We start from the raw sequence: 284 nt of genomic DNA, 5'->3' as shown, positions 1-284 counted from the left end.
GGATCCTGTTACCGGTCAAAGAATTTCGCTGAAGCGCTCGGCCCCGACATCACCCACAAGAGGACCCGGCCCTACCGGCCACAGACCAACGGCAAAGTCGAGCGATTCAACCGCACCCTGACCACCGAATGGGCCTATGCGCAGACCTACCGCTCTGAGGCCGAACGCGCCGGAACCTACCAGCACTGGCTGCATCACTACAATCACCACCGACCCCACACCGGCATCGGCGGAATGACACCAATCGAGCGCCTACGCGTTCACAACCTACCCGTGAAGAACAA

Annotated in this window: 1 protein-coding gene; it reads left to right on the top strand. The window is 60.6% G+C overall.

The features are described from left to right. Nucleotides 1–284, top strand: a 284-nt coding sequence (locus tag JF781_RS28305) for an integrase core domain-containing protein (protein WP_225341395.1), incomplete at both ends; no start/stop codon positions are given.

Source organism: Mycobacterium sp. WUMAC-067 (assembly GCF_020217485.1).
Lineage (GTDB): Bacteria > Actinomycetota > Actinomycetes > Mycobacteriales > Mycobacteriaceae > Mycobacterium.
The sequence above is the reverse complement of the archived record's forward strand: the minus strand, read 5'-3'. Positions and strand labels throughout refer to the sequence as shown.